The organism is Paraburkholderia sp. EB58, assembly GCF_050436665.1.
Taxonomy (GTDB): Bacteria; Pseudomonadota; Gammaproteobacteria; order Burkholderiales; family Burkholderiaceae; genus Paraburkholderia.
The window spans coordinates 57,595-82,809 of the sequence record NZ_JBNDMQ010000008.1 but is presented as its reverse complement, the minus strand read 5'-3'; the positions used below and the strand labels follow the sequence as shown (position 1 = coordinate 82,809).

The window sequence follows — 25,215 nt, the reverse complement described above, 5'->3', positions numbered from 1 at the left end:
GTTCATCTCCGTTGAAAGTCGGGCGACACGAGCAGCAGCGCAATCGCGGTCGAGGCGCTCTCGGCGCGTGACACCGCCGTCTGGGTCGGCACACTGATCGAGCCGACCAGCAGCGTCTGGCCCAAGGTACGCGGATCGATCCGGTCGCCGACGCGCGCCGCAAAGCGCTGCGCGACTTCCACACGACGCACCAGCGCATCGGGGGCGGCCCAGCTCGCGGCAATATCGTCGTAGCCGGCGGGCGAGCCCGGCCGCCATACAGGTTCACCGAGCTGCGTGAGCAGCGGCGCGCCCTGCAGATTGCCAAGGTCTTGCCAGCCGAGGCCGCGCATCGACGAGATAGTCCACTCCCACGGCGTTTTGAATTTCACTGCCACGGGCGACCATGCTTCCGGGGAATCGATCAGCGCGCGATAGACCGTCGGCAAATCGCCGTCGCTACGCTCGAACGCGTTTGCGAGCCGTTCGGTGACCGCAGGTGGTGGGTTGTCCGAAACAAAGTGACGCGCCAGCTTACCGGCAATGTGTTGCGCAGTGGCCGGCGACGCCGCAAAGTCGTGCAGGATCGCCAGTGCCTGATCTTCGCCCTGCTGATCGTAGCGGCGTCCCATGATGGTCCGCGAACCCGGCTCGTGAACTTGCGGGCGAAACACAAAGCTGCCAGGCGCAGCGCCGTTCGGCTGCGGCCCCTTCACGCCGGCTACGCTCCATCCTGTGAGTGCGCGGGCAAACTCGGTGACGTCGGCCTGCGTGTAGCCGCTGCGCACGCCAAGCGTATGCAGCTCCATGATTTCGCGTGCGAGGTTCTCGTTGAGCCCGCGCTTGTTGTCGGGATTGCGTTGCTCCGCCCGCACCGCGGCCATGCTGTCGGGGCCTACGGAGCGCGTCTGATCGAGGAAGATCTGCATCGCAGGATGACGCTCCACCGCGACCAGCATGTCATCGAAACGGCCCAGCACATGTGGGCGAATCGCTTCCATTTCGAACGCGCCGGCCAGCGCTGCGACCTGCGGCTTTTCTATGGATACTGCGAAGTGGTTCGCCCAGAAATGCACCAGCCGGTCGATGAACGGCGTCGAGCTCGTCAATGCGCTGTTGACGCGCGCATCGACCGCCGTGCGATAGATATCGCGGATTTCGCCGCGGATTGCCTTGTTGGCGGCCAGCTTTGCCGCCTGACTCGCGGCCTGACTGGCCGCTGGATCGGCATTCGCGTTGGCATTGCCATTCGCATTGGCGTTGGCGTTGACATTCGTGTTAGCGCCCGCGTTCTGCTGGCGTTGCTCGCCTAGTTGAGTTGCGAGCGCCACAGCCGTGGGCTGCCCCGCCCATGCCGCAGGCAGCGGCTGATACTGCTCGAACTGCGCGAGCAACCATCCCTTGGGGTCGGGGGGCGGCGTGTCGTCCGGGCGAGCGCCGAGACCGAAACGGTTCAGCGCAATTGCCGCGGCGTTGTCGCTGGGTGAGGTAACCATGCGCGTTCCTTCGAGCGTTGCGTACCTTCTTTAAACGCTCGTGGCCGCCGTTTCCGTCGCTGCTCACAAAAGTTTTTATGCGCACGGTCTGGGATCGCCCAACCCAGTTGCCCAAGTGCCTAGGTGCTCAGTTGCTTGGTTGCCCACTCACTCGCTCGCCGGCCCCTCGCTAGCCGTCTCATTCGCTCCCGCGTTTGCGGGCCGCTTGCCCTTCGCCCCTGACGCAGGCGGCGACTCACGCCACTGCCCTGCCTGCTTCAGTCCTTCGGCAAATTTGACGCGCTCCTCGGGCGTGAGCGTCGTCGCGAAATTAGCGACGCTGCTCTCGACCTCCGTGCGCAGCGCGATATCCGCGTCACGCGTGTGCTGCAGCGCTGCATCCAGCGCGACGCGATCGAACTGCGGCGCGGCCAGCAAGGCCAGCACTTCGTGACGTCCTTCGCGACCTTCGCGCGCATAGTCCCTACCGTCCCGGCGCGCTTCCTTGAGCACCGCAAGGAACTGCTTCTGACGCTCCGGGGAGAGTCCGTCCGTGGCGAATCGCAGCGCAGTACGTGCCTGCGGCGCCTTGGCAACGTTGTCATGCGTGGCAAACCATTGATACGCACCACCGGCAATCCCACCCAGCAAAAACACGTTGAGTACAAACGAACCCGCTAGCAGAACCTTCCATGTACGGTCGCTCATTCGCCGCTCCAGTCAGCGCTTGAACCGTCGAAGCTCGACGTCATGTACGACGACGAGTCATGCCCCTGCGGCGTGCCCGTCAGGACAAAAAACGACACGGCAAAAGCACCTGCCAGACCGCCCGCGAGCCCGATGCCCGCAAACGCGGCGCCCTGCCACCAGAACCGCGCACGATGTTTCACCGGACGCCGCGCCGGCGCCGCGGCAACGATCCGATCGACGAACGCACGCTCCGGCGGCGCGACCGTATGGCTCGTGAGCCACGCGTCGAGGCCAGCCGAGTCGGCCAGCAGGGCGTCGACCTCGACCCGGTGAAGATCGGCCCAGGCCTCGGCCGCCGCGCGCTCCTCGTCCGGCCAGCGGCGCGGATCGGCGCCATAGGCGTCGACGATGGTACGAAATCTCTCAGGTGTCATGGCATGTCCTTGCTAAAGCCACTGCCGGCCAGTTGTGCGCGCAGATTGCGGCGGGCGCGCGCGAGCAAGCTTTCGAGGGCGTCGACCGTGACGCCCATCAACGCGGCAGCTTCGATATTCGAGAGCTCCTGGTAGTAGTTGAGTACCAGAGCTTCGCGTTGCCGAACCGGCAGCGCGGCAAGCGCCGTGCGCACGCGTTCGTCGCGCACACGGGCTTCAAGTTGCATGTCGGGCAAAGCCTGCGGATCGGCCTCGTCCGGCAGTTCGGCCACCGGGTCTTCGCGCCGCCCGCGCAAGCGGTCGTAGCAGAGGTTCAGCGCCACGCGGTGGATCCACGTGTCGAAGCGCGCCTCACCCTCTTTCCAATGGGGCGCCTGTTTCCAGATACGCACAAAGGCCTCCTGTGCGACGTCTTCCGCTTCCATACGGTCTCCCAACATGCGCGTCGCGAGCGCGAGCAAACGCGGCAGCTTGCGCGACACCAGGGTGCGCACCGCCGCCGGATCCTGCTCGCCGACCCGCGCGACGAGTTCCGCATCGGGATCGCGCTCGCTCAAGGGGCGCAATTCCGTGACATCCGCAGCGTGCGCGGCTGCCGCCGCTGCGCCCGGACATATCGTGTCGCGACACGAGCGTTTCTCACTTGCCGTTGCTCCGAGAGGGGCGCTTTGCGCCTGTTTCTACGCTTGTTATCAATCCGGGCCTTCAATATACGCGTCGGCAGAATGGTAATACGCCGGCCGCACTGGCTTCTCAGGGGGCTGCCGGCAACCGGCGCGAACGGCCGTTTCGTCTTAAACGCAGGCGCCGCGAAAATCCGTCGCTGATTTTTTGTGGTTTCGTGAATAATTTCGGGGCCTGCCTTGCGGGTCCGGGTAGCTCACACCTCCCATCCCGCCGCGGGTCGCGCTATCCTGTGACCCTGATCGCGTGACGCCCTGCAACTCTCGCTGACTGGAAGCCACCGTGCCGCTAGCCCGCCCTCCCGAACTACCCGAAGACGACGACGCCCACTCGCTCGCGCGGCGTTATCCCCGTGGAATGCACATCGAGCCCCACTCGCACACCTGGGCGCAGGTCCTGTACGCCGTGGCGGGCGTCATGTGGGTCGAGGTCGACCGCGAGGCGCTGGTGGTACCTCCGCAGCGCGCCGTGTGGCTGCCGCCCGGGGCGGTGCACTCGATCCACATGATGAGCGAAGTGGAGATGCGCAATGTCTATTTCCACACGCGCAACGTCGAGCACCTCAGCAAGCAGAGCGACGTCTTCGAAATCAACGGCTTGCTGCGCGAGCTGATCACCTCGATCGCCGAATACGAACATACCCACGCCCGCGACCGCGCCTATCTGGAGGCGGCGTACAAGCTCGCGATGCTGGAACTGGTGCACGCGCCCCGCTCCTCATTGCGCATTCCGCTGCCGGATGCCTCCGACCGCCGGCTCGACGCGTTATGCCGGGCGGTGATCGACAATCCATCGATTGCCATCAGTTTCGAGCAGCACGCTGCTTCGGTGGGCGCGAGCGTACGCACGCTCGCGCGCCTCTTCACGCGCGAACTCGGCATTGGCTTTTCCGAGTGGCGACGCCAGGTGCAACTGGCTGTGGCCGTTTCTGGATTGGCGGAAGGCCGTTCGGTCAGCAGCATCGCGCGCGATCTCGGCTATCTGCCGAGCAGTTTCAGCGACATGTTCCGGCGTGAACTCGGCGCCCCGCCCACCGAATTCGATCCGCAAGAAACCCTCAGCACAGCGCGCGAAGAAACCAGCTCCCACGCCGGCAAATAGCCGTTCGGGCGACGCCTGGCGGCGCTGCACGCCGCTGTCCGAAATTCGAAAGTTGTTGTCTCAACAGGGACGACTCGGACATCTAGAATGGGTTCATCGCTGCACCGCGCAGCACACACCCCGCTTAGGAGCGTTGTCATGAAAGCCATTCAGTTCAAGTCTTTTGGCAGCCCGGAAGTACTCGAATATCTCGACCTGCCCACCCCGTCGGCCGACGCGGAAAGCGCCGTCGTCCAGGTCAAAAGCGCCTCGGTGAATCCGAGCGACGTGAAAAACGTCTCCGGCCACTTTGAGCACACGGTTTTGCCACGCACGCCGGGCCGCGATTTCAGCGGCGTCGTCGTGGAGGGTCCCGCTGAATGGATCGGCGCCGAAGTCTGGGGCACCGGCGGCGACATCGGCTTTACGCGCGACGGCACCCACGCCCAGTTCATCAAGATTCCGGTCGCCGCGTTGTCGCGCAAGCCGAAAACGCTCAGCCACGAACAGGCCGCGGCAATTGGCGTGAACTTCGTGGTGGCATGGCTCGGCACGGTGGATTACGCACAACTGAAGACCGGCGAGACCATTGCCGTGATCGGCGCTGGCGGCGGCGTGGGCGGGGCGGTGGTGCAGATTGCCAAAGCGCGCGGCTGCCGCGTGATCGGCGTGGACCGTCATGCGCCGCTGGCCGATTCACCGGCCGGCCGCCTGATCGACGAGTACGTGCCGTTCGACGAGCACACCACCGAGCGCGTCAAGGCCCTGACCGGCGGCGGCGTCGACGTGGTGTACGACGCAGTGGGCGGTGTCGCCTTCGAAACCGCGTTGAGTCTGGTCAAACGCCGTGGCCGCGTGGCCGAGATCAGCGCAACCGGCAAACGCCGCGTCGAATTCGACATGATCGACTTCTACCATAACGAGACTCAACTGTTCGGCGTCGATAGCGCCAAGCTTGGAGTCGCCGAGTCGGCCCGGCTGATGACGGCGCTGGTCGAAGGCTTCGAGAGCGGTGCGTTGCAGCCGCCTGCCATCGCCGAGCGCTTCGAACTCGAGCGCACCCGTGAGGCTTACGAGGCCGTTACCGCCGGCACGCGCGGGCGTGTCGTCATCACGATGTGAGATCCGGTTCGCGCGGCGGTGTGAACGTGCCGCTGCTCGGTTCCAGCGTCAACTAGTCGCGCTGAAGCGGTGCTGGAAGCGCGCCGCGACAAGGAGCCGCCGGTCTCCTCGACTTCCTTCGGACGGACTATACTCATGCCGTTTTGACGAACAAATCGTCATCCGCGCACCTCACTCCGTCCACCATGTAATGAATACCAAACGGCAATTCGACGACCTGCTGCTCGGCAGCATTGAGCTGTTTTGCCTCGCCGCGGAACTGGCTAGCTTCACCTCGGCAGCCACTGCGGCCGGAGTCACGCCCGCCGCTGTGAGCCGGTCAGTATCGCGCCTGGAAGAACGGTTGGGCGTGCGGCTGTTCGTACGAACCACGCGGCAGATTCGCCTGACGGATGCAGGCCGAACCTATTTCGAGCAATGCAGCGGCGCGCTTGCGCAACTGGTGAACGCAGAGCGCCAAGCCACCGGACAGCAGGCGTCACCCGCCGGCTTGCTGCGCATCAGCATGCCGACGCCTTACGCACACTATCGGGTACTGCCGCTCCTGCCGCTCTTCCGTGAGCGCTTTCCGGACGTCCGGGTCGATGCGCACGTCAGCAATCGCAACATCGATTTCGCAGAGGAAAGCTACGATCTCGCCATTCGCGGCAAGGCGCCGGAAGACTCCAACCTGATCGCGCGCAAGCTGGAAGATGCCGAACTGGTGGTCGTAGCCACCCCGGGCTATTTGAAACGGGCGGGCACACCGCGCACGATCGACGATCTGCAGCATCACGAATGCATCCAGTTCGACCTGCCCAGGACGGGCCGGCGCATTCCATGGACGCTGCGCGACAACGCCGGCTTCGTTGACCTGAACACGGACGGTGGCTATTCGTCCGGCGGCGACGTGCTCAGCGGCGTGACGCTCGCCCGTCACGGCGCGGGGCTGTTTCAGACGTATCGTTTTGTGGTCGAGCAGGATCTGCGCGACGGCAACCTGGTCGAGGTCATGGCGGACCTCGGCGGCGCGTCGCGCCCCTTCGTGCTGCTCTATCCGCATGTGCGGCATCTGTCGGTCCGCGTGCGCTGCTTCGTGGATTTTCTCGTTGAGCAACTCGCGACTCGCGCTGCGCGATCCTGAACACAACCCGCTAAGATTGAGCCCCGCGTAGCGGGCGCCATCGTCGCCGTCTAAGTCTGCCGCGTGAACTTCAATACATAAGTGTGTTCCGGAGTGTTGCATGTCTGATGAATATGAAGTGCATGGTCCGCATGACCATGCTGTCGAGCACGTGGGCGAGGGGCATCACGCTCACGCGGATGCCGATCCGTTTGCGAGCCGCATGGCGGTGATGACGGCAATCCTTGCCACGATCGGCGCGATCTACGCCTACCAGAGCGGCACCAGCGAAAACCTCGCGCTTTACTACAAGAACGAAGCGGCCATAAAGAAGACTGAGGCGGCCAATCAATGGTCGTACTACCAGGCAAAGGGCGAGAAAGAAAACCTCGCTGAACTGGGGGCCGCGTTGTCGACTCCGGGCAGCGACGCGCACGCGAAATTCCTCGCGGATGTCGAAAAGTACAAGCAGCAGAAAGAGCCGATTCGCGCCAACGCCGAAGCAATCGAAAAGGATGTGACCAACAATGACGCGCAAAGCGAGAAGCTGCTGCATGGTCACCACCGCTGGGCCCAGGCCACCACGCTGATTCAGATCTCCATTGCGCTGACGGCCATCACCTTGCTCACGCGCAAGAAGTGGCTGCGCAATCTGTCCTTAGGTGTGGCCGCAGCGGGCATCCTGTTCGGTGCAGCAGCGTTTTTGTCCGTTTAAACACGGCGTCTGGTAACGGATGCGCTAACCCGCTAACGCTCGAACGGGTTGATCAGATTCAGAGGCACGCGGGCCTTCGCTCAGCCCGCCCCGCCCCGCGCACGCTCCAACAACAGTTCACGTTCGCGCGCGTTGCGTGTCATTGCGGCGGCACGCTCGAATTCCGCGCGTGCCTCGTCCATACGCCCGAGTTTCGCGAGCAAGTCGCCACGCACGCTGGGCAGCCAATGGTAGTTCGCGAGTGCGGCGTCAGCGGCCAGCACGTCGACAATCTCGAGCGCCGCCGCCGGGCCGAACGCCATGCCGACGGCCACCGCCCGGTTCAACTCCACCACCGGCGACGGCCTGACCTGAGCAAGCACGTCATATAGCGCGACAATCTGTGCCCAGTCGGTCTGCTCGGCGGTATGGGCGCGCGCATGACAGGCGGCCAACGCCGCTTGCAACGCATAGGGCCCACTGGCGCCGCCAAGTGCCTGAGCACGCTCGAGCGCCGCAAACCCGCGCCGGATCAGCAGTAGATCCCATCGGCTGCGGTCCTGATCGGGCAATAGCACCGGACGGCCTTGTGCGTCGATCCGTGCGTGGAGGCGTGAGGCCTGGATTTCCATCAGCGCGACGAGCCCATGCACCTCGCTTTCGTCCGGCACAAGGCCAGCCAGTACACGGCCGAGCCGCAGCGCCTCCTCGCACAAAGCCGGGCGCATCCAGTCATCGCCCGCCGTGGCCGAATAGCCTTCGTTGAAGATCAGGTAGATCACCTCGAGCACCGACGCGAGCCGCACCGCACGGGCATCGGCACGCGGCACCTCGAACGGCACCTTGGCGGCCGTCAGCGTGCGTTTGGCGCGCACGATCCGTTGTGCGATGGTCGGCTCGGGCACGAGAAAGGCGCGCGCGATCTCGTCGGTCGTGAGGCCGCCGAGCAGGCGCAGCGTGAGCGCGACACGCGCGTCGGTGGATAGCACCGGATGACACGCCGTGAACACGAGGCGCAGCAGATCGTCACCGATGTCATCCTCGCGCGCGGTATCGAGCGCATCGACAAAGTCCGGCACGAGGTGAGCCTCCTGTGCATCCAGGTCGCGGCCGAGTTCCTCGCGCTTACGTGCATGCAGCACGTCCTGGCGCAAGCGGTCGAGCGCGCGGTTTTTGGCGGTCGTCATCAACCAGGCGCCGGGGTTGTCGGGCACGCCGTGCTCGGGCCAATGTTCGAGCGCCGCGACGAGCGCATCCTGCGCCAGTTCTTCGGCCACGCCCACGTCGCGCACCATGCGCGCGACGCAGGCGACGACCTTGGCCGATTCGATGCGCCAGACCGCTTCTATCGCACGATGGGTAGCTGCTGAATTCACCGCCACTTAGCGACGCGCCGCATCCAGCTCGCGAAAGCGATCGACGGATGGCCCCGGCTCGAAGTCTTCCAGTTCGAACAGTTGCCGCACCTCGATCTCACCATCGGCGTGTTCGCCGAACGGCGCCGGAAAGCGCCGCGCCCACTCCATGGCTTCCTCGCGCGAGCGCACCTGAATCAGCGTATAGCCCGCCAGCAATTCCTTCGTCTCGGCGAACGGTCCGTCGATCACGCGGCGCTGACCCTGCGAATACTGGATGCGCCAGCCCTTCGAACTCGGCTGCAAGCCAGTCGCGTCGAGTAACACGCCGGCCTTCGCCAGCTCCTCGTGATAGGCGCCCATGACCGCCATCAGGGATTCGTCCGGCATGGAACCGGATTCGCTCGTTGCGGTTGCCTTGACCATGATCATGAATCGCATCGTATTGCTCCTTGGAGTTGTGGATATCGAGCCGCCTCGTGGGCTCTTCACTGACACGACGCGCGACACAGGGGCGGATCGACACAGAATCCGCACTTTCGGGAAAACCCTGATGTTGAAGAAGACGGCCGCGACAGCAGTCGCTACTGGCCTATTACGCCACCAACATCATTCGTAGCACGGCCCAACTTCGCGGACCTCGACCGTGGCCCAATTGACCGCCGGGCAGGCGGTGGCGATCGCAACCGCTTCCTCACGTGTGTCGCAATTCAGCAGCAGGAAGCCGCCGACCATTTCCTTGGCTTCCGCGAACGGGCCGTCGAGCAGTCTTGACTGGCCGTCGCGCATCTGCACGCGGACCGCGTCGCGGGTGGACTTCAAGGACTCGCACGCGAGCAGCAGGCCACGCTTGCGGAGGTCTTCGGCGTAGTTTCCCATGCGCTCGTAGAGCGCACGTCCCTCCTCCTCGCTGCGTTCGTTGCGCTGGTCGGCGGGTTCGACGATAAACAGCATATAAGCCATACGGAACTCCAGTCGGTGGTCCTGTGTGCGTCTTTGTGGAATGACTCGGGCGTGCGCCGACGGGTAGGAAACTGGCACATGCCTACGCCTTCAAAGGCGATGCAATTTGCGCAGGCAGTCTAGCAAGCGCAGACGGATCGACGCAAACGCCGTCGGGCGAGCTCAGCCCTTGCTTAACCCTGCTCCGCTCCGGCACAGAACTTGCTGGTAAAGAGTATCAACACGAAAAAGAGAGGTTGAAAATGAGCACTCGATTCAGGTGGACCGGTATCGTCACGCTCGTGGTTCTGGCGTCGCTTGCGAGTGGCTGCACGCTAGGCGGCGCGGCAGCGGGCGGCGTGGTCGGCAATGAAGCCACCAACCACAGCACTGCAGGTACGGTGGGTGGCGCCGTCGTGGGCGGCGCCATCGGTTATGAGCTGGGGAAATAGATCGCTGAGTGGCGCAAACGCGGCACGCAATCAGCAGGTCAATACGTAGGCCAACTGAGCAGATCGCCTGGCGGCCAAGCTGCCAGGCCGCCCGATTTGCAAGGCAGGCAAATTTGACACGCGAGGCAGAACCCGCTGCCTCGCCCGCCCGAACATCCGCAAACTGCCTTATCCTGACGGTCTTCCCGAACTCACACTCATCACATGACCTCTCCAGATGTATCGGCAGTTCAGAACTGGCATGCCCATGTGTACTTCGATGCTGCGCATCGCGATGCGGCATGGGCGCTGCGCGGGCAGATCGAAGCCCGCTTCGCAGGCAAGCTGCAACTGGGCCGCTTTCACGAGCGTCCGGTTGGCCCGCACCCGCTGTGGTCGTATCAGCTCGAGTTCGACCGGCCTCACTTCGCCGAGATCGTGGAGTGGCTCACGCTCAATCACGGCGCGCTTGACGTATTTCTGCACCCCAATACCGGCGACGGCTTACGCGATCACCGCGACGCCGCGGTCTGGATCGGCCACTCGCACACGCTGAAGCTGGAAGTGTTCGGCAAGTGATCTCGTGGATGCGTCCCGTCACGCTGCGCATCCACTACATGTTGCTGTAAGAGCTGCACCAGCCGGTCGCAGCCACCTGCTGGCTGCCGAACAACGTGCAGCCACCCCATGCATCTGATGACTTGCCTTGAAACAGCGAGCAATTGCCGCAGTTCTGACCTGCGACGTAGGTGGGAAACTTGCTCTTGTCCACGGTTGCGGCCACCTCTTTGTAGCCTACCGCTTGCGCCTTCGGATCCGCTTCGCTGAGCTTGGCCGCGTCGGCCAATGCGACGCGGGTAAGCGCGAGGGACGACCCCGCGCCGATGCTGAACAGAAGAAAACTACGACGTGAGTTTTTCATAGCGGGGATTGGGGGTTTAGTAGCCGGTCTTCAAGAATTGCGGCGCGAGGCCGTTATTCATTGTATGCCCCAATAATGGGTGATCTCACCGGCCGCGATTTGCGACGATGTTCCCATTGCGCCTGACCGGTACGGCGCCCTCGATTGACCGTCTACGCTCGCCTTATTGCCTTTGCTCACATGGGATTTTTCGACGCGCTGTTCGTACGTAAACCAACGCCGGACGCGTTCGCCTCCCTGTTCATCGAGGCCGCCAAACGCCACGGGTTCGACACTTCACTGAACTACAACGCCGACGAGTTCCGGCTTGAATACGGGGACAACGCCGTCTTCAATCTGCATCACGCATACCGCGCTTATTGCAGCAGCGACAAGGCGTCGCGTGAGAACGCACTGCAGGGATTCGTGGCAACGCTATGCTCGAGCCAGCAAGCGGCGCCCGAACGTCTGTGCAACGCGCGAGCGATGCTGCGTCCGTTGATCCGCGGCCGTGGCGTGCTCGAAGACGTGCGTCTGCATCAACTTCGCACGGCTGGCAGAAAGGCGACGTTCGCGCCCGCGTGGCAAGCGTTCGGTGACGACTGCGCAGTGCTGCTGGCGCTCGATTATCCTGAGTCCACCTCAACATTGATGAGTGGGCCACCCGAGTCGTGGCACATTCCGCTCGACGAAGCGCTTTCGATTGCGTGCGACAACCTGCGCGATATCACAACCGACGCATTCGTCGAAGTGGCGCGCGGCGTCTATCGCGGCGACTGGGGCGACGGCTACGACGCGAGCCGAGCGCTGCTGCCGGACCTGCTGCACCGCGCGCCGGTGCATGGCTTTCCCGTCTTCATGATTCCCACTCGCGATGTGTTGCTCGTCACCAGCGACAAGGACGACGGCGCGCTCGCGCGCATGGTCGAATTGAGCCACGAAGCCGCACAGACTGGTCGCCCCGTGTCACCGTTCATGTACTGCTACCACGAAGGCTTGCGCCGCTTTACGCCGCGGCAGGCCGAGGTGGCGCAGCGCCTCGCACAACTCGCGTTGCGTTATCGCAAGGACGACTACGATACGCAAAAGGCCGCGCTTGATCGCCTCCACAAGCAGGAAGGACGCGATGTGTTCGTTGCCAACTACCTGCTCTACGGCGCCAAGGATGATGCCGGCGAGATGTTCTCCGCTGCAACGTGGACCGCAGACGTGGAGTCGTTGTTGCCCGAAGCCGACCGCATCGTGCTGGTGCGTCCCGAGTCGGGCGAGACACGCATCGTGCCGTGGCAACAGATCGCACCTCTCGTGGGTGGCCTGCTCGAAGAAGAATCGATGTACCCGGTGCGATATCGGACGTGCGGTTTTCCAGACGCAGGCCAATTCGCCTCCTTCGCACGCAGCGACACGTAGACGGCCGCCGTCGTCCATTGTTGCCATCTGCTGCAGGCCGCCAAATATTAACGAAGGCCGGTTTGCTCTTTCGTCGCCTTACAAACCATCAAACTCTGAACCCATCCCTCCGATAACCCGTTCGATCAGGTTCGTGCCATCGAAGTGAATTCGCCTTTCGATTGCGTGCGTACCCCCACCATCCAACGTGCTTATCTGGAGAAAATGGACCATGTCAGTCGATTCGTTTGGTATGGCGATGGCGTCGCTGCCAGCGCCCACCGCACCGTCTGCGGCGGCGTCGCTAGACTCGGTGCCTGCGAAGAAACAAGCCACTTCGGACAACTCGTCCACGACGTCGGCCTCATCAAATACCGACCCGCTGATGGCCGCGCTTCAGCAGACGCTATCGCAGCTTGGCTATAGCATGCCGGCGGGCTCGCTCACGACCGGCGCCACCAGCGGCACAGAAAGCGCGGACGGCAGCAGCGCGAGCGCCGTGAGCGGGTCCAACTCGGACGCAACCAGCACCGGCGCGCAATTCCTCGCCGCGCTGTATCAGGCGCTGTCCCTTCAGCAGTCGATCTCGGCGGACAACAGCGGCACCTCATCCGGCGATAGTTCGGCCAAAGCGATTGCCAGCTTTAACGACCCGGCGACCTCGGGCGGCGGCGTCGGCGCGTATCGCGATCTTGGTTCACGCATTGCGGAGTTATCGAATGCCGCCAACGCGGTAGACAACGATGTGGATGACGACGCCGGGGAATGGGACGTCGAAGTCGATGACGTGGAAGAAGTATCCGAGCCGGATGAAGCGGAAGACGGTGAAGATCCGATGGACGCCGCCATGTCGAATCTGAGCAATGCGTTGCAAGCCCACGTCGCCGCGCTCGATTCGGACCCGGCCGCGACGGTCACGTTGTCCGATGTGCTCGATGGCCTGTCGGACAGCGCGAGCAGTCTGAACTGGCAGCCGGTGGGCGTGCTGGTCGACGTGTCCGCCTGAGGCATTGGCCAGGTGGGCTGAGCAGCTCTGGCTCGACGCTCAGCTCACTTATGCATCGCGACGACTGACGCACCTACAGAACCCCGGACTTCCAGATCATCTGCGCCGCAGCCGCGAGCACAAATAGCAGCACAAGCTTGCGGAAAGCCGCAGGATGCAGTTTGTCGCGCAGCGGGCGCACGATCAGCATGCCGGCAATCACCGGAATGCTCGCGGCGGCCGAGATGGCGAGATCGATCCAGCTCGCGTGCGCGCCGCCACTGAACGCGGCAATCAGCGTAATGATCGAGACCACAAGAATGATGGCGATCTGCTTGGTGAACGCCTTGCCGGTCGCCCCGGTCGCGATCAGATACATGGCCAGCAGCGGGCCGGGAACGGAGGCGATGCTCTCCATCACGGCCGCCCCAAAGCCGAGTATCAGGCCCACCGGCTTGGCGAGCCCCGGCGACAGCGTCAGCCGCGGCGAAAGGAACAGCAGAAGCGCTGCGATCACCAGCACTATGCCGGCGGCGGCTTGCGCGCGGTGTGGCGCAAGCGAGATCAGCATTGTCACCCCGACGATGTTGCCGAGCACCGTGCCGACCAGCGGCGCCGCGATCCGGCGCACCGTAGCGAGCATCTCGCCGCCTTCGAGCGCCTGCGGGATATTGCCGAGGATGATCGGCATGGAGAGCAGCAACACCGCCTCCTTGATCGGCAGGAAGTGGCTAAGAATCGGCATCGCGATCAGCGGCACGCCGATGCTGACTACTCCCTTGACCATGCCACCCCATATCAACGCGGCCAGGATGCCCAGTAGCGCGTACAGATCGAGTGCCTGCAGGGCGGGACCTAAAACGCCGGCGGAGAGATTGATGTGAACCATGGATGGCATCTGCGCGCTATGACTGCTGATTGACGAGCTCGCGTATCGCGCAGTGCAATTCGTGTCTCTGTGAGCCCATCACGCGGGCCAAGTCGTTGGTGGGTGGCTGGGGCCGCCGGAGCCGCATGATACCCCGGCGCGCGCAGGCCCGTGGCTTGGCCTTACGGCGCCTTACCAACGCTAAAGATACGTTTCTGCGAGGTCGACAAAACAGGCGAGGCGGCATCGAACGACTGGGGGGCCGTCGTAGGGTTCGCTTTGCGGCTGCGGCTCTGCACGCAACGTCTGTGGATGCGCAGCCCTGCCGCCTGGATATAAGAATGAGGAAAGCTTGCCATGCAAATCAGCAACGCCGCGTCGTCGCCCACGTCGACGCAAACGGCGGTCAGCGAAAACGCAGCGTCGGACCCGGCATCGGTGTCTGCGAATAACGCTGACCCGACGACACCCGTTACCTCGACGACAAGCAACCCAAGTCAGGATTCGGCCGTCACCATTTCTCCGGAGGGCGCGGCGATCGCGGCGAATAGCGCGACTGACGCGAGCGACGCAGGCACCGCAGGCACCGCAGGCACCGCAGGCACCGCAGGCACCGCAGGCACCGCAGGCACCGCAGGCACCGCAGGCACCGCAGGCACCGCAGGCACGTTAGACGATCCAGGCAACACCGCCAACGTCTCGCCGCTGAAGTCGCTCGCCTACGGCACGCTGGGACTCGAGCGCCCCGATCAGTCGCAAGAAAATCGCAACCCTTTCTACACCGCAGGCCGGTGGATTGCAGCCGGGCTCACCATCGGAGGCATCATTTCGTTGCTGGTTTGAAGGCATGCGCGGATGCGCGACGCCCGAGCTCAACGTGCAACCGCAAGGCAAGGCGCGTTGAACAGTTGGCCGTGCATGAATTCACGCACTGTCTTCGACACCACCAGGACCCAAAGAGCGCCGAGCGCGGCAGCCAGTACCACGCCGATCGCAGCGAAACCACTGAAACCGGTCAAGCGGTAAAGGTTCAGCGTAGCGAGTGCGTAGACCCCGATCGGGAACGTGAAGCCCCACCAGCCGAGGTTGAACGGCAAGCCTTCGCGGCGATAGCGCCACATGAAGAGCACCGCGACGGCGAGCCACCAGAGCCCGACACCCCACAGCAGCAAGCCGCCGACGATACCGAAGTCTCTCGCAATGACCGCTACGCTGGCGAGCGAGGTGCCAGCGAACGCGCCTAAGGCCGCTTGTCCGAGTGTGAGCAGTCCCAGCGCGCCTGTGCCGATCGGACCAAGTGTGAGCCAGCTCGAAGGACCGAGATCGCGGTGCGGCAGCTTGTGAATGACGAGCCGGAAAAAGACCAGCGTGAGTACCGAGAACGCCAGCGGCACCGAGATGGCCCACAGCACATAACCTGCACCGATGACGACCCGCGCCGTTTCGACCGGCAGATGCGGCGCCAGCACAGCGGCGCTCGATGCCGCCACTTCCGGTGCGACGATAGGCAACAGCAGAACGGCCGTGAGGCGCTCGAATGCGTGGCTTTGCTCGGTGAACATCAGATACGGCACGACTACCGCGACCGTCACGGCGAGCAGCGCGTCGAAGCACCACAGCGCAGAGGCGAGCGTGTACGCACTTGCGCCGAAACTCGGACCGGCGAACAGCACGATGCCGTTGATGATCGGTGCGAGCCCCATGGGGATGGCGCCGAGGAACATCGACTGCAGCGGATGATGCAGCAGCGGCTTGACGGTCTCGGGGTTAAAGATCCAGCGCGCTGCGAACATCGCCGCAAACACGGCATACAGCGCGATGTCGACGCACCACAGCGACTCGGCCAATGCCCGCTGACCGCTAAAGTGCAGCGGCAGCGCCGTGAGCACGAGAAACACGATGCCGTTACCCATCGTCACCGCAAACCAGTTCGGCGTGAACTGGCGGACCTTCTCGGAAAGGAGCTGTGCGCTGGCGGACGGGGCGCGCGCAATTCTGGTGTTGTTCATCATCATCTCCGGTGGGGAAGTCATGAATGAACTTTAGGCTTGCGCTTGCCATATAAAAAATACATCTTTCGTATCTTGTGAATGCCTTTTTGATATACATCCGGGGATACTCGGCGCGGACCCCGTGCACTCAATTCAAAGCGCCTGGACCTGTACGGGCGCGCCGGGTTTTCCGGCCACTTGCGGAGCAATCACAAGATAACGCCGAGTGTCGGCCGTCGGATTCATGCCCGGCGTGACCACCTGGCGAATCTGGCCGATGGTATTGACAATGGCCGAACCCGCGGGATTGGTCATGAAACTCGCCAGCACGTCCATCGTGCCGCTGCCGTCAGGCTGGTTCGCGAGTCCCAGCACGTAGGGCTGCTTTGGCTGAAGCCCAGTGACGGCGGCCTGCAATACCTGCACCAGACCTTGATCGAACAACGCGACACTGGTTGGCGCAACGGCGGAATCCGCCGGCTTGCCCATGCCCACCGCCACCATCGCCAGATGATCGGTTTGGCCCGCCACCCCGAGCAGGACCGTGTTCTGCGTGCCGTCTCCTTGCGGCACCGCGTTCGGTACGTAGGTCACCGCCTGCGGCGCCTGCCCGATCGGCACGGTCGCGATCACACGGTTGGTCAATGTATCGATAGCAGTCATCGCATCGGCATTCTCAAGGCCTACATAGACGCGGCTGCCGTCGCCCGACGGCCAGATGCCATGCGGCAGACTGCCGATCGGTATGGTTGCGACCTGCGAGAAGTCGTCGGTGCGGAACACCTTGACCTGATTCAGGCCGCCTATGGTCACATAAGCAAACATGCCATTGGCGTTATGCACGATGTTCACGTGATTCGTGATCGGCCCCGTGTCGAGAGTCTTCAGGAGAGCGAAAGGTGGGTTGGCGTCGAAAACCTGGGTCTTGCCCACATCCTTGAGTGTGAACCAGACCTGCTTGCCATCCGGCGTCGCCGCGAGGTCAGGACAAAACGGACTGGCTTGCTTAACCGTACCGACGATCTTGTGGTCCGCCACAGAGATCACTTCGACCTCCGGATTGAACGACGAACATACATAGCCGTACTTGCCGTCCGGCGAGAAGATCTGCATCCCCGGGCCGGCCGGCACGATAATGCGGGTTTTCTCTTCGAAGCTGCTTCCGTCGAGCACCGCCACGTAGTTTTCGCCGCGCACGGTTACCCACACTTCCTTGCCATCAGGTGTGAAGAATGCCTCATGCGGTGAGCGGCCCACGTAGGTGACATGCTTGACCGCGTTAGTCTGCGTGTCGATGAACGAAACCGAATTCGAGCCGATGGAGACCACCGCAATCGTGTGATGGTCGGGCGCGTATCCCATGCCGTGCACCAGCACCTGGCCGTGATAGAGCGGGCTGAAATTGGCCGGCGACGGGTCGCCGAGACGAATAACGCCAACCAACCGATTGTCGGCCGGATCGATCACCGACACGGTGTTCGAGAATTGCTCGGCAGCATAGACACGGTCATGATGACTCACCGGAATGTCCGGCTCCGATAACGAGCCCGGTGCCTGGCCAGCCCACACAAGGTGGGCCGCGAACATAGCGATAGACGTCAGCGCGGTGGAGAGAATCGGCGAGTGTTTCATCACGGCTCCTTGTGCATGTTCATTTGCATGCCGTTAGGGGGTGTGGGGCTTGCCTGTGAGGGTGGGACGTTCGGGCCATGTTGCTGATCGGGCGCAGGCGCGGAGGGCGGAAGAGTCTGTCCCAACGCCAACCGCATTGCGACGATCTCCTGCTGCTGCTCGACGACGATCTCCTGCGCGATACGTCGCAGCTGTTCGTTGTGGCCGTAGCGCAGTTCGGCCTGGGCCATGTCGATTGCGCCCTGGTGGTGCGGAACCATCATCGCAACGAAGTCCTGATCGACGTCGCCCGAGGGCTTGATGGTCATGTCGCCCATCATCCTGGTCATGGCTGTGTCGTTTTCCGCCAGGAACGGGGCTTCTGCGGTGTTGGGGGCGGCCGGGCCACCGGCCCATACGGCGCAGGGCACACCCAACATAGCCAAGGCCGCAGCGGCGAACGTGGAGCGTGCAATTGAACGAGCAATGCAAGGCATGGAACGCCCCCCTATCAGCAGATCGGATGAGCAATACAAGGCAAACACAGGCGGGTGGAAATCTATTCCGTGGAATCTACACCCGTACACGTCGAATGAAGTGCATCCACTATTGAACCCGTTGGCATCACGTATTAAACGACGTTAAAGTAATGCGCTCAAATCGACCTGGCCGCTATATACACAGCGCATAAACAGCAGGCTCGCTTCAGTCATGATACGAGCCCGGAAACAAAAGAATGCGCCCATTCCATCGTAGTCAATAGAACGGAGGTTTTCTTGGACGACCAGCTTCAGCAGTCAGCAAAAGCCATCAACGACGAAACACCCCCAGCGCGACGCAAGGGGCGGGTGTGCTGGATATTCGTCGGCAATTACGGACTCCGGTGGGGCTGGAGAATCGTGCTGTTCATCGCGATTTTTCTGGCTGTCGCATTCGGCCTGGCCAAGTTGCAGCACTATGTCTTTGGACCGATCCCTCACAGCGCGACACACTTGACGCTCTTCCCTTTCTATCTCGGGGAGTCCATCCAGATCGCCAGCCTAACGGTGGCACTGGCCGTGATGTCGGCTATCGAGCGGCGTCCCTTGCTGTCGTTTGGCTTGCAAGGATCCGCCGCATGGGCGCGCTTTGGAAGCGGCGTGATCTGCGGATTCGCCGCGGTCAGTCTGACGGTGTTCCTCCTGATGCAAATGCATGTACTCACGCTCGACACACCATCGGAATACGGCGCGATTGTGTGGTTGCGCGCGTTGGCCTGGGGTGGACTCTTCCTGCTGGTCGGCCTTTTTGAAGAATCAGCTTTGCGCGGATATCTTCAGCACACGCTGGGGCGCGGCATTGGTTTCTGGTGGAGCGCGATCCTGCTGTCGGTCCTGTTCGGCGGCCTGCATGGCTCCAATCCCGGCGAGACGCCAGTGGGTCTCATTACCGCCGGGGGCTTCGGCATCGTGTTGTGTCTGAGCCTTTGGTATACGGGGTCGCTGTTCTGGGCGATCGGCTTCCATGCCGCGTGGGACTGGGGTGAATCGTTCTTCTACGGCACGTCCGACAGCGGCACGGTGGTGGACCATCGCTTCTTCACCGCGCATCCGCTCGGCAACGTTCTGCTGAGCGGCGGCAAAACCGGTCCAGAAGGCAGCGTACTGGTGCTCGTGCTGCTCGTCGTGATGGCCGTGTTGATGCGCTTGTGGTGGGGGCACCGCACCACGTCGCCGTTCGCCGGTCACGGTTGGAAACCGGCGCGCGGCAGCAATTACTCTATCCGATGAAAATCGAAGCAATCCAGACCACCGATGAGTCCAGCCTCGAAGCCATGATGCTGCGAACCATCAAGACCAGCGTGCGGGTTGATGAGGCGGAAATGAACGTGATCGTCGCCAATGTCCTGGCGAACATGCGCTGGGCATTCGACCATCCGCAGCAATGCGTCCACCTGAAATGCGTCGACGACGGACGCATCGTCGGCGCCGTGCTGGTGAAAAATTTCTGGAACCTGTGCAGTCTGTTTGTCGAGCCCAGCTACCACCGGCTTGGCGTGGGTCGCAGTCTGATTCAGGAAGCGGTCACACGATGCGCGGCGCGCAACGAGCGGCCTTATCTGCGAGTCAACGCAGCGCCGAACGCCGTGGAGTTTTACAGCGCGATAGGGTTCACGCCAGTGGAAGATGTGCGTCGATTCGGCACGAGTACGCCGATGGCGTTGCCGATGCCCGCCCCGCTGACGTCGTCCGCCGAATAAGGCGCAGGTACAGCAGCGACGACGAGCACGATGAGCGGAGAGCGCTGCCGCGTTGCGAGACGCCGTCGTGACGACGGCGCCGCTTCGTTAAGCTACGTTGCCCTGTTGGGCCGGGGTGTCTTGCTGGGACGCACCGTCGTCGTGCTGCGCGACGACGTCTTGCTCAGCAGTGCTGTTTTGCTGAGCGGCCACGTCCTGCTGAACCGCACGCTCTTCTTGCGCTGTGCCGTCTTGCTGAGCCGCGCTGCCGTCTTGCGAGACCACAGCGTCCTGCTGCACGGCGCTACCTTGCTGATCAGCACCGGCCTGTTGAGCAGCGCCACCTTGTGCGGCGGCGTTCTTCGTCTTTTGCCGCTTGGCCTGCAAGCCGCGCGCACGCGCCGCTTCCGCCGGCAGCACCTGACCTGCGTCCTGACCGTTGAGGTCGACGCGCATTGCGTTTTCGGCGACACATGCCCAATAGCGGCTGCCCCAGCACCACACCTTGATGGCGTCGCGCAGTGCCGCTTCATTCAGGCCGAGTTCTTCCGAGTGTTCGAGCAGATCCTTGAAAATGCCCACCTTAAGTGGCACTTTCGGGGCCGGATTCTTGGGGAACGCTTTCGGGAACCGCTTCTGCAGCTTGCCGATAGACAGCACCACGGGGTCGACCGGCTTCGACTTCTGCGCAGGCGCCTTTTGCGCCTGAGCGTGGCGAGCAGCCGTGGGCGCAGCGCGGCCAGGCTTGGCTTGCTTCGGTGCCTCGGCCTGCTTCGCTGGCTTGGCATTCTGCGCCGGCTTGGCGTGCTGCGCACGCTTCGCCATGCGTTTCTCTTCAGCCTGTTTCGCCAGTTGGTCTTTCAGTGCAGCGAGTTGTTCAAAGCCCATGATGCAGTCTACGACGAGGAAAATGCGTGGATTGTAGCAGTTCGACCGGAAAGCGATATTTACGCTCCCGGCGCATCCCTAGGCGCGGTGCGGGTTGTGGCCACAAACTACGCCCCCGCCTCACGCTGGGCCGAACCCAGGTAGAGGTGCACGAGCTGCCGGATTTCCGCCTGCAGCAAGCGCTCGTCGCTGACGGAGGATACCCTCGCATATTAGCCATGCCTGTCCGGTTTCGACCGGACTGTCAGCATGTTTTCGTCAGCGGCATGAAAGCAACCTTCACGGCACGCTGATTCACGCCACCCTTTCCTCAAGTCATCTCATGCACTACGTCGCCGCTTTCTTTGCCGGGGCTTTTCTTTGCAATAGCGTCCCGCATCTCGTTGCAGGGCTGCAGGGCGCTCCCTTTCCGACACCCTTCGCCAAACCGCACGGTGTCGGCGACTCCTCCGCGCTCGTGAACTTCGTGTGGGGCTTTTTGAATCTGCTGGTCGGCCTTTATCTGTTTTCGCGTCACCCTGTGACTCTAGAATTCACGCCTGACCTGATCGTGCCGCTCGCCGGTGCGCTGGCAATTGGACTTTTTATGTCGGTGCACTTCGGGAAAGTCTGGCGGGACAAGCACGCACGGTGAGAACCTCATTCGCCCCAATGACAAGGAGCGCTTGTCAGTTGACGGATGTTCCATTCGTCGATATTGTTCACCCCATGGCCGATTCAGATTTCATCCATCCGGGCATCACCATCCGGCAGAACTGCCTTGAGCGGTTCAATTTGACCGTCACCGAGGGTGCGCTGGTTCTGGGCGTCAGTCGTCAGGCGCTCACCAATCTGTTGAGCGGCAAGGCAGGCATCTCACCCGAGATGGCGCTGCGCCTCGACAAGGCGTTCGGCGGCGGCGCGGAAACATGGTTACAAAGGCAAGTGCTTCACGATCTCGCCAAGGCGCGCCTGAGGCTCGACGAACTGAACGTCGTGCCAATGGTATCTGCGCAGCAGCCGGCACTGTTCTAGACGCCGGCATTTCGACGGCGAGCAAGATCCGCATTACCCGTACTACTCGTACTACCCGTTAGCAAGCAGCATCGAACCCTTAAGTCACCAAGGGTTCGCATCGTCTCGCCCTGATTTTTTAGCATTCCTTAGTTAACCATTCGAAAGACTTCGAAGGTCTCGTTGCGTCTTGCTGTTTTTAGTTAGGCCGCAGGACTCCAATAAATCCAATATGCACTGAGAGTGAATATGTCCGGGAATCGCCGCTTTTATTCGTTTCTAACCGGCAGCTTCTTTGCCAGCTTCGGTGGGTGGATCAACTTTCTCGCGATTCTGAACATCGCGACCTATCGATTCGACGCCACCCCGTTTGACCTGGTCATCTTGAGCGCGGCATTGCTGGTGCCGCCCATTCTGCTGACGCGAACCATCAGCCAGGTTTGTAGCCGTTATGCCAGTACACGAGTTCTCGTCGTCGCATTGACACTCACATTGGGCACGACGGCCGCGCTCCTTTGGGTCGGCAATTTCGTTGCATTTCTGCTGATTGTCGCGCTGAAATCGGCGGCCCTCGGCTTCACCGATCCATCCGAGACGCTCTACGTCACCACCTGCGTCGACGAGGCGCAGCAAAGCCGCGCCTTCCGGCTTCTGAGTCTGGCCCAAAGCGTGGCGAAGATCTGTGCGCCCGCGGCCGGCGGTATCGTCGGCGCGTGGGCCGGCGACAATCACACGATGCTCGCGTCGATTGTGTTGATCGCCGCCGCGATCATCCTGATGCTGGCCTCGGCGTCGAACGGTAAAGCGGCGTCCTCGGTACTAGCAGCCCCTGACGAGCAAGCTGTGCAGCGAGCCCCCTTCAGCGGGCCCATCGTGCCGCTATTGCTCTGTGTCGGCATCTACTTCGCGCTGGCCGCGGCCGTCAACAATCAGTTTCCGTTGATGCTGAAGAACCACGGCTTCGACAAGTCCGTACTGGGTATCGTGGTCTCCTGTTCTGCGCTGGGCGGGGTGCTCGGCAGCTTGCTGCCGATGGGACGCAACGCACAGCAAGCAGGCCTCGGCGCGCTCCTTGCACCTGCGTTCGTGACGTGCGCCGTGTTCATCGCCATTGGTGGGATCTTCCGGATGCCGTTGCATCCGGCCGGGTTGATGCTGGCGATCGCTTTCTTTGCAACCGGACTCGTGGGCGCACGTTTCAGGGTCGAGAGCAGGTTGTTCATCGCCCGCCGCCTCGCGGATCAGGTGGCGGGCGCCAGCGCGGCGCTCCAATCTGCGGGAATGTTCATGCAGTTCATCGCGCCGTGTTTCGGCGCGGTGCTGACGAGCTTGCTCTCTACGAGCGATGTGTTCGTCACGCTCGGCGCCGTTGCGATGGCATGCCTCGCTGGCGTAGGCGTGTGTTTTGGCAAGCCGCAGGACACTTGCCGTCCCGCCGACGCCAATCGTGGATAAGCGCTATGCTTTTCGCTTCACGCAATCGGCAGTCTGTTCCTCTCGTGGAGTCCACCATGCAATATCGTAAGTTCGGCCGCACCGGCCTAAGCGTTTCACGTTTGTGTCTTGGCACGATGACGTTCGGCTTACAGACCGAAGAGTCGGTCTCGCACAGCATCCTCGATCGGGCAGCGGAAGCCGGAGTCAACTTCATTGATACGGCGGATGTCTACCCGCTCGGCGGCGGAGAAAATATCGCGGGGCGCACCGAAGAGATCGTCGGCCGCTGGTTGAAGGGTAAGCGCGATCGCTTTATCGTCGCGACCAAGGCAGTGGGGAAGGTCGGGCCGTCGCCGTGGGATCAGGGCGCCTCGCGCAAACACCTGCTCGATGCCATCGACACGTCGCTGCGCCGCCTCGGCACCGACTATGTGGACCTGTACCAGTTGCACTCCGACGACCATGAGACGCCGCTTGACGAGACACTCGAAGCGCTTGACGTGATCGTGCGTTCGGGCAAAGCACGCTATATCGGCGTATCGAACTTCCTGGCTTACCGGCTGGCGCGTGCGTTGGGGCGCGCGGATGTGCTGCGCGTCGCGCGCTTCGTCTCCGTGCAGCCTCGCTATAACCTGCTGTTCCGGCAGATCGAGCGCGAGTTGCTACCGCTCGCCGGCGAGGAACAGCTCGCGGTCATGCCATATAACCCGCTGGCAGGAGGCCTGCTGACCGGCAAGCACCGTCACGACGCGCAGCCCGCGGCGGGACGCTTCACCGCAACCGTTGGGAAAGCCGGCGCGATGTATCAGGAACGCTACTGGCACAAGCGCGAATTCGAAACGATCGACAAACTGCGGGCCATTGCGGTGGAATCCGGCGCCTCGCTGACGAAGACGTCGCTGGCCTGGGTGCTCGCCAATCCGCTGATCACCTCGGCGATCATCGGCGCGAGCAGTCCCGATCAACTGACGGACACGCTCAGTGCAGTCGATCTCACGCTCGATGCGGAACTGAAAGCGCAACTCGACGATGTGACGCACGAGTACCGCTGGGGCGACGCGGCGCGCTAAATGACGAAGCGCGGCACTTCGCTCGAAGTACCGCGCCTCTTGCACAGCTAAAGGTTGCGCGCGCAACGACGCACGCGCATTACAGTTGCATCACTCGAACGCGCCCGTGCGCTGGGTCGCTTCGGGCAATTGCCGCGTGTCGCGCAATGAGAGCGGATGCCAGAGTCGCGCGCCGCCTTCGATACCGGCGTCGTTCGACACCACCGCTACATTCGCCGGCAGCTTGAACGTGAGGCGCGCAGCGTTGCCGCCGCCAATCCACAGCTTGTCGTAGTTCACCAGCGACGCAAGAATGCCGATGACCTTCTCGACGCGGTTATTCCAGCGCTTGTTACCCGCCTTCATGCGCGCGGCGTCGCCGATGTATTCGTCGTACGCGCGATTCTTGCTGACCGGATGATGGGCCAGTTCGAGGTGAGGCATCAATTCGCCATCGCGGAACAGCGCCGTGCCCGCGCCCGTGCCAAGCGTCAGCACGAACTCAATGCCGTGGCCTTCGATGACTGCGAAGCCCTGCACCTCGGCGTCGTTGATCATGCGCACCGGCAAGCCGCCAAGCCGCGTGGCTAGCGACTCCGCAAGCGGAATGTCGTGCCAGCCCACGTCGCCGAAATGCGGCGCCGTCAGTATGCGGTTGTTGCGCACCACACCCGGAAAGCCGATTGAGATGCACGTCGGTGGATGCTCCGCAACCAGCGGCTCGACCAGCTTGACCAGCGTATCGACCAGTTGCTCGGGCGTGCAAGGATGCGGCGTCGCCACGCGCAGGCGCTCGGTGAGCATCTTGCCTTGCGCATCGATGATCGCGGCCTTCAGTCCCGTACCGCCTACGTCGATCGCAAGGATCTGCTCCACACCACGCCTGGCGCTGCTTTT

General features: G+C 62.7%; 29 protein-coding genes. 15 read left to right on the top strand and 14 right to left on the bottom strand.

Annotated elements, in window-relative coordinates; all coding sequences use genetic code 11:
- Positions 1 to 2: 2 nt before the first annotated feature.
- The 4 genes from P3T40_RS13830 to P3T40_RS13815 all read right to left on the bottom strand — a co-directional run bounded on the left by P3T40_RS13830 (position 3) and on the right by P3T40_RS13815 (position 3,195).
- The gene (locus P3T40_RS13830; protein ID WP_429268270.1) at positions 3 to 1,475 is read right to left on the bottom strand and encodes a DUF1800 domain-containing protein; all 1,473 of its coding nucleotides are present in this window, start codon (positions 1,473 to 1,475) and stop codon (positions 3 to 5) included.
- Between the two features lie 147 nt (positions 1,476 to 1,622).
- Complete coding sequence (locus P3T40_RS13825; RefSeq protein ID WP_429268269.1) at positions 1,623 to 2,162, bottom strand: periplasmic heavy metal sensor; 540 nt, start codon at positions 2,160 to 2,162, stop codon at positions 1,623 to 1,625.
- Positions 2,159 to 2,578, bottom strand: a complete 420-nt coding sequence (locus P3T40_RS13820) for a hypothetical protein (RefSeq protein ID WP_429268268.1) — start codon at positions 2,576 to 2,578, stop codon at positions 2,159 to 2,161. The genes P3T40_RS13825 and P3T40_RS13820 overlap by 4 nt, the downstream gene beginning before the upstream one ends.
- Complete coding sequence (locus tag P3T40_RS13815) at positions 2,575 to 3,195, bottom strand: RNA polymerase sigma factor (RefSeq protein ID WP_429268453.1); 621 nt, start codon at positions 3,193 to 3,195, stop codon at positions 2,575 to 2,577. The genes P3T40_RS13820 and P3T40_RS13815 overlap by 4 nt, the downstream gene beginning before the upstream one ends.
- Before the next feature lie 349 nt (positions 3,196 to 3,544).
- Between P3T40_RS13815 and P3T40_RS13810 the strand changes: the two genes are divergently transcribed.
- From P3T40_RS13810 to P3T40_RS13795, 4 genes are all read left to right on the top strand, one after another.
- Positions 3,545 to 4,363 carry an AraC family transcriptional regulator gene (locus P3T40_RS13810; protein WP_429268267.1) on the top strand — a complete coding sequence of 273 codons (819 nt, stop codon included), beginning with the start codon at positions 3,545 to 3,547 and terminating at the stop codon, positions 4,361 to 4,363.
- 138 nt (positions 4,364 to 4,501) lie between these two features.
- Positions 4,502 to 5,464 (top strand): quinone oxidoreductase family protein, encoded by a 963-nt coding sequence (locus P3T40_RS13805; protein ID WP_429268266.1) that lies wholly within the window; start codon positions 4,502 to 4,504, stop codon positions 5,462 to 5,464.
- Between the two features lie 190 nt (positions 5,465 to 5,654).
- Positions 5,655 to 6,587 (top strand): LysR family transcriptional regulator, encoded by a 933-nt coding sequence (locus P3T40_RS13800; protein ID WP_429268265.1) that lies wholly within the window; start codon positions 5,655 to 5,657, stop codon positions 6,585 to 6,587.
- A gap of 100 nt (positions 6,588 to 6,687) precedes the next feature.
- A complete protein-coding gene (locus P3T40_RS13795) occupies positions 6,688 to 7,281 on the top strand; it encodes a DUF4337 domain-containing protein (protein ID WP_429268264.1) in 594 nt (197 codons plus the stop codon).
- Between the two features lie 80 nt (positions 7,282 to 7,361).
- Here the strand turns inward: P3T40_RS13795 and P3T40_RS13790 are convergent, their stop codons facing one another.
- The 3 genes from P3T40_RS13790 to P3T40_RS13780 all read right to left on the bottom strand — a co-directional run bounded on the left by P3T40_RS13790 (position 7,362) and on the right by P3T40_RS13780 (position 9,578).
- On the bottom strand, positions 7,362 to 8,636 hold the full coding sequence (locus P3T40_RS13790) for an RNA polymerase sigma factor (protein ID WP_429268263.1): 1,275 nt from the start codon (positions 8,634 to 8,636) through the stop codon (positions 7,362 to 7,364).
- Positions 8,637 to 8,642: 6 nt separating this feature from the next.
- Positions 8,643 to 9,056 carry a YciI family protein gene (locus tag P3T40_RS13785; RefSeq protein ID WP_429268262.1) on the bottom strand — a complete coding sequence of 138 codons (414 nt, stop codon included), beginning with the start codon at positions 9,054 to 9,056 and terminating at the stop codon, positions 8,643 to 8,645.
- 168 nt (positions 9,057 to 9,224) lie between these two features.
- A complete protein-coding gene (locus tag P3T40_RS13780; RefSeq protein WP_429268261.1) occupies positions 9,225 to 9,578 on the bottom strand; it encodes a YciI family protein in 354 nt (117 codons plus the stop codon).
- A 242-nt stretch (positions 9,579 to 9,820) separates the two neighbouring features.
- On the opposite strand from P3T40_RS13780, the gene P3T40_RS13775 reads away from it, so the two are divergent.
- The gene (locus P3T40_RS13775) at positions 9,821 to 10,009 is read left to right on the top strand and encodes a glycine zipper 2TM domain-containing protein (protein WP_429268260.1); all 189 of its coding nucleotides are present in this window, start codon (positions 9,821 to 9,823) and stop codon (positions 10,007 to 10,009) included.
- Positions 10,010 to 10,213: 204 nt separating this feature from the next.
- Entirely contained in the window at positions 10,214 to 10,567 is a 354-nt protein-coding gene (locus tag P3T40_RS13770; protein ID WP_429268259.1) for a DOPA 4,5-dioxygenase family protein, read from the top strand.
- Between the two features lie 34 nt (positions 10,568 to 10,601).
- Here P3T40_RS13770 and P3T40_RS13765 read toward each other — a convergent pair whose 3' ends face one another.
- Positions 10,602 to 10,910, bottom strand: coding sequence for a high-potential iron-sulfur protein (locus tag P3T40_RS13765; protein WP_429268258.1), 309 nt, complete (start codon positions 10,908 to 10,910; stop codon positions 10,602 to 10,604).
- Positions 10,911 to 11,054: 144 nt separating this feature from the next.
- Between P3T40_RS13765 and P3T40_RS13760 the strand changes: the two genes are divergently transcribed.
- Both P3T40_RS13760 and P3T40_RS13755 read left to right on the top strand, forming a co-directional pair.
- Complete coding sequence (locus tag P3T40_RS13760; protein ID WP_429268257.1) at positions 11,055 to 12,299, top strand: hypothetical protein; 1,245 nt, start codon at positions 11,055 to 11,057, stop codon at positions 12,297 to 12,299.
- Between the two features lie 211 nt (positions 12,300 to 12,510).
- A complete protein-coding gene (locus tag P3T40_RS13755) occupies positions 12,511 to 13,284 on the top strand; it encodes a hypothetical protein (RefSeq protein WP_429268256.1) in 774 nt (257 codons plus the stop codon).
- A 73-nt stretch (positions 13,285 to 13,357) separates the two neighbouring features.
- On the opposite strand, the gene P3T40_RS13750 is transcribed toward P3T40_RS13755, so the two are convergent.
- On the bottom strand, positions 13,358 to 14,152 hold the full coding sequence (locus P3T40_RS13750) for a TSUP family transporter (RefSeq protein ID WP_429268255.1): 795 nt from the start codon (positions 14,150 to 14,152) through the stop codon (positions 13,358 to 13,360).
- A gap of 336 nt (positions 14,153 to 14,488) precedes the next feature.
- Here P3T40_RS13750 and P3T40_RS13745 point away from each other — a divergent pair, with 336 nt between their 5' ends.
- Positions 14,489 to 14,974 (top strand): hypothetical protein, encoded by a 486-nt coding sequence (locus P3T40_RS13745; RefSeq protein ID WP_429268254.1) that lies wholly within the window; start codon positions 14,489 to 14,491, stop codon positions 14,972 to 14,974.
- A 29-nt stretch (positions 14,975 to 15,003) separates the two neighbouring features.
- Here the strand turns inward: P3T40_RS13745 and P3T40_RS13740 are convergent, their stop codons facing one another.
- From P3T40_RS13740 to P3T40_RS13730, 3 genes are all read right to left on the bottom strand, one after another.
- Positions 15,004 to 16,140, bottom strand: a complete 1,137-nt coding sequence (locus tag P3T40_RS13740; protein WP_429268253.1) for a TDT family transporter — start codon at positions 16,138 to 16,140, stop codon at positions 15,004 to 15,006.
- 135 nt (positions 16,141 to 16,275) lie between these two features.
- A complete protein-coding gene (locus P3T40_RS13735) occupies positions 16,276 to 17,709 on the bottom strand; it encodes a YncE family protein (RefSeq protein ID WP_429268452.1) in 1,434 nt (477 codons plus the stop codon).
- A gap of 44 nt (positions 17,710 to 17,753) precedes the next feature.
- Positions 17,754 to 18,173, bottom strand: a complete 420-nt coding sequence (locus P3T40_RS13730; protein WP_429268252.1) for a DUF305 domain-containing protein — start codon at positions 18,171 to 18,173, stop codon at positions 17,754 to 17,756.
- Positions 18,174 to 18,509: 336 nt separating this feature from the next.
- Here P3T40_RS13730 and P3T40_RS13725 point away from each other — a divergent pair, with 336 nt between their 5' ends.
- Together P3T40_RS13725 and P3T40_RS13720 are read left to right on the top strand one after the other, a co-directional pair.
- A complete protein-coding gene (locus P3T40_RS13725) occupies positions 18,510 to 19,502 on the top strand; it encodes a CPBP family intramembrane glutamic endopeptidase (RefSeq protein ID WP_429268251.1) in 993 nt (330 codons plus the stop codon).
- A complete protein-coding gene (locus tag P3T40_RS13720) occupies positions 19,499 to 19,972 on the top strand; it encodes a GNAT family N-acetyltransferase (RefSeq protein WP_429268250.1) in 474 nt (157 codons plus the stop codon). The genes P3T40_RS13725 and P3T40_RS13720 overlap by 4 nt, the downstream gene beginning before the upstream one ends.
- 87 nt (positions 19,973 to 20,059) lie before the next feature.
- On the opposite strand, the gene P3T40_RS13715 is transcribed toward P3T40_RS13720, so the two are convergent.
- On the bottom strand, positions 20,060 to 20,839 hold the full coding sequence (locus P3T40_RS13715) for a ProQ/FINO family protein (RefSeq protein ID WP_429268249.1): 780 nt from the start codon (positions 20,837 to 20,839) through the stop codon (positions 20,060 to 20,062).
- Positions 20,840 to 21,161: 322 nt separating this feature from the next.
- On the opposite strand from P3T40_RS13715, the gene P3T40_RS13710 reads away from it, so the two are divergent.
- The 4 genes from P3T40_RS13710 to P3T40_RS13695 all read left to right on the top strand — a co-directional run bounded on the left by P3T40_RS13710 (position 21,162) and on the right by P3T40_RS13695 (position 24,339).
- Positions 21,162 to 21,473, top strand: coding sequence for a hypothetical protein (locus P3T40_RS13710; protein ID WP_429268248.1), 312 nt, complete (start codon positions 21,162 to 21,164; stop codon positions 21,471 to 21,473).
- 74 nt (positions 21,474 to 21,547) lie between these two features.
- A complete protein-coding gene (locus tag P3T40_RS13705) occupies positions 21,548 to 21,853 on the top strand; it encodes a HigA family addiction module antitoxin (RefSeq protein WP_429268247.1) in 306 nt (101 codons plus the stop codon).
- A gap of 228 nt (positions 21,854 to 22,081) precedes the next feature.
- Positions 22,082 to 23,287, top strand: coding sequence for a hypothetical protein (locus tag P3T40_RS13700; RefSeq protein WP_429268246.1), 1,206 nt, complete (start codon positions 22,082 to 22,084; stop codon positions 23,285 to 23,287).
- 56 nt (positions 23,288 to 23,343) lie between these two features.
- On the top strand, positions 23,344 to 24,339 hold the full coding sequence (locus P3T40_RS13695) for an aldo/keto reductase (RefSeq protein WP_429268245.1): 996 nt from the start codon (positions 23,344 to 23,346) through the stop codon (positions 24,337 to 24,339).
- Between the two features lie 90 nt (positions 24,340 to 24,429).
- Here P3T40_RS13695 and P3T40_RS13690 read toward each other — a convergent pair whose 3' ends face one another.
- Positions 24,430 to 25,194 (bottom strand): ROK family protein, encoded by a 765-nt coding sequence (locus P3T40_RS13690; protein ID WP_429268451.1) that lies wholly within the window; start codon positions 25,192 to 25,194, stop codon positions 24,430 to 24,432.
- Positions 25,195 to 25,215 lie beyond the last annotated feature (21 nt).